This window comes from Succinimonas sp., assembly GCF_045225735.1.
Classification (GTDB): domain Bacteria; phylum Pseudomonadota; class Gammaproteobacteria; order Enterobacterales; family Succinivibrionaceae; genus Succinimonas.
In genome coordinates, this window is the sequence record NZ_JBGVBR010000007.1 from 1 (window position 1) to 2,642 (window position 2,642).

At 51.3% G+C, this 2,642-nt stretch carries 1 protein-coding gene and 2 pseudogenes; all 3 read right to left on the minus strand.

Annotated features, from left to right (window positions below; genetic code table 11):
• Window positions 1-541: 541 nt before the first annotated feature.
• Complete coding sequence (locus ACJROR_RS00160) at window positions 542-787, minus strand: hypothetical protein (protein WP_406545334.1); 246 nt, start codon at window positions 785-787, stop codon at window positions 542-544.
• Window positions 788-1,087: 300 nt separating this feature from the next.
• Window positions 1,088-1,354, minus strand: a pseudogene (locus ACJROR_RS00165) (flagellin); the annotation flags it as partial.
• Between the two features lie 288 nt (window positions 1,355-1,642).
• A pseudogene (locus ACJROR_RS00170) lies at window positions 1,643-2,542 on the minus strand (flagellin hook IN motif-containing protein); the annotation flags it as partial.
• Window positions 2,543-2,642 lie beyond the last annotated feature (100 nt).

Sequence of the window (2,642 nt, forward strand, 5' to 3'; positions counted from 1 at the left end):
GAGCATTGGTGGCATTGGCCAGATTGCGATTGGAATTCAGGGATGAAACGTTGGTATTTACATATAAAGCCATTTTTTATCTCCTCAGCCGGTCTATCCTTATTGTCCCGAAGCCTGTTTTTTTACTGGTATGATGCTTCGGTTATCCTTATTTCCGGGAAATGCCCCGTTCCCCCTTGTTCATGAAAAATCCGTGCCAAAACGCCCTTGCTGACAAAAATAAAATGATAACTACTTGTTTCGTAAGGCCTGAGGAGCACGATGAAGTAAAAGACCGGGACGGGAAATGGAAAGCTTCAGGGGATTTCAGCCGGACGGGTTTTTGACGGCGGCAATTTTTTACCGCAAAGAACGTTGCCTTGATTTTCAGAAGTTTTGAGAGCAGCTGCGCCGGAGATACAGAAACAGAAATCGCCGCATTATCGGATGCCGGCAAGATAGCAAGGCTGGCGCCTGACAGACGACCGAAAGAACAAGAAAGGCCGGGGTTTAGCACCGGCCGCAGAAGGAAGCAATCACGCTGTCTGAATCAGGATCTGATTCAGAAGCATTTAAAAAACTTCAATTGCCTGTCATCGCTGGTAATACCGGGATTAATGGCCATTATCTTTGCCTTGGTCAGGTTAACCTCCGCTTTGCATTTTTCCTGAGCATCAGCAGGAGCTTTGCCGCATTGATGGCAAGCCAGATCCAGACTTTCATAAATTTTATGGGCCTCATCATCATGACCGGCGCTTGCATTTAAGGCCAGAGAAAAGGCAAAAACCGCCAGCAGTAATTTCTTCATATGCACTCCCTTAATCACTCTGATGATCAGCATTAATCTAAAACGCATTCTCCCTGAAATCAATAGCCGAGTCACCGCTCTGTTCTCTCTATGTGTAAATGGCGGCGGGGTCAAGCAGTTTCATTCATTGAAAACAACCGCAGGCTGTTACGGGGACGCAAAAAAGGCCGAGGAATAATCTTCGGCCAAAGAGACAGAGCTTACGCTCAGGAGATAAAAGAATACTGGTACTATCCCGCGGAGATCCTTCAGGGCAGCCTCGGAAGGCTGCCGGAGAAGGAAACCGGATACTTGGAACTGTTACTGCTGCAGGAGAGAAAGCGCAATCTGCGGTCTCTGATTAGCCTGGCTCAGAATGCTCTGGGAGGCCTGCTGCAAAATGTTCTGCTGGGTCATGGCCGCAGTCTCGCTGGCGAAGTCGGCATCACGGATGCGGCTCCGGGCATCGGAGACGTTTTCAGCAACGTTGGTCTGGTTTCTGATGGTGGATTCCAAACGGTTCTGCACTGCGCCCAGCTCGGCTCTCTTGGCATCGATAACCGCAATGAACTTATCCACCACGGCCAAAGCATTCTGGGAATTGGCCTGAGTGTCAACCAAAAAGACCACTTCCGGCTCGGCTTCAAAGGTAACTGCATCGGCGGTTACGCTGTTTGCGGTAACGGTAATGCCGCTGGCGGGATCGGTAACGGAATTGGTGGCGCTGTTAAGAGTGGTTCCGTCCACTTCCACTCTGCAGTCCTGAGCCGTCTTATCCTGAGTCCACCCGGATGAGGTATCAAAGTCAGCAAGATCCGTTCCCGTGGCGGTAACTGAAAAGTTCGCATAGTCAGCGCCGGTTTTGCCGGAATCCAGGGTGAGCGTATTGCCGTCAAGAGTGGCGGAAACCCCGAAGCTGTCGGAAGCGGAATTGATTTTAGCCACAATATCCTCCAGAGTATCCCCAGCGTCAACGGTTACGGTAAAGGACTCCTCGTCAGCGCCGGTTCCGGCCTTGAAGGTCAGGGTGCCGCCGTTGGCAAAGGGCAGCGTGGGGTCAGTAAAATCTCTGGAAACCGCAGTGCTGTCTGCCAGCTGGGTTACCTTGACGCTGTGCTCCCCTTCGGTGGTAGTGATGTCCCCCGTTACTGAAAATGCCGGCGGTGTTACTCCGGTGTCCGGCTGGGGCAGAGTTTTGCTGACAGATCCGGCCAGAGTATCCCTTTCAGGGCCGGCGGCGGTGTCGTTGTAAATCTTCATGAACACGTCATCCAGCCGGAAGCCATCTGAAAGGTCAATGCTGATGATTTCATCGTGATTGGCGCCTACCTGAAAATCCGTCAGCCCCTGAATGGACTTATCCAGAATGTGAGTGCCGCCGTAGGTGGTATCATTGCCGATTCTGGTAATTTCCTGACACAGCTGGTTTACCTCCTGCTGAATAGCCTGACGGTCAGCCTCGGAATTGGTGCCGTTAGCGGACTGGAGAGCCAGGGTGCGGATACGCTGGTACATGGTGGTCATTTCATCCATGGCGCCTTCAGCAGTCTGGGCAAAGGAAATGCCGTCCTGAGCGTTGCGGTTGCCCTGGTTAAGGCCGTTAACCTGGGAGGTCAGACGGTTAGAAATCTGGAGACCGGCGGCATCGTCCTTGGCGCTGTTGATACGGAGACCTGAGGCCAGACGCTTGTAGGAGGTGTCCAGAGCGTTGGTGGAGTTTGCCATCATCCGCTGGGCATTCAGGGAAGAAGCATTGGTATTGACGTAAAGTGCCATTTTATTTTCCTCTCAAATAGTTATCTTTTTCAGATCCGGGGTTCAAAATATTGCAGCTTTATTAAACATTCCTGCTGTTACATACTTAGCGATTCATTTT